The sequence below is a fragment of the Marinobacter sp. UBA2498 genome (assembly GCF_002341575.1).
Classification (GTDB): domain Bacteria; phylum Pseudomonadota; class Gammaproteobacteria; order Pseudomonadales; family Oleiphilaceae; genus Marinobacter; species Marinobacter manganoxydans.
The window spans coordinates 63,720-64,127 of record NZ_DDOI01000108.1 but is presented as its reverse complement, the minus strand read 5'-3'; the positions used below and the strand labels follow the sequence as shown (position 1 = coordinate 64,127).

The window sequence follows — 408 nt, the reverse complement described above, 5'->3', positions numbered from 1 at the left end:
GACCAGCGCCAGTTGTCGATCTCTGCTTTCAGGGCAACGAAAGTTTCAGTAGCGCTGCCCTTGTTTGCCCCCTCCTCCTCCAGATAGCCGGGCACCGGCCTGCCGTTACTGGTGCCGGCGGTGTACTGGCCACGCACCACGTAACTGTCCATCATATCGGGCGTAATGCGCTTCAAGGCCTTGAGAACCTTGACTTTCTCATCCCGGATGCTGTCGGCAGACAGGTCCGAGGGCGGGTCCATGGCGATCAGACACAGCAGCTGAAGTAGGTGATTCTGGATCATATCGCGAATCTGGCCAGCTTTGTCGAAATAGCCCCACCGCCCCTCGATGCCAACGCTCTCGGCCACCGTGATCTCCACGTGGGAAATGTGGTTCTGGTCCCACTGGGAGGCAAACAGGTTATTG

Annotated in this window: 1 pseudogene; it reads right to left on the bottom strand. The window is 58.3% G+C overall.

The features are described 5' to 3' along the window. Nucleotides 1-408: pseudogene (locus tag B2W52_RS15230) on the bottom strand (glucose-6-phosphate dehydrogenase); the annotation flags it as partial.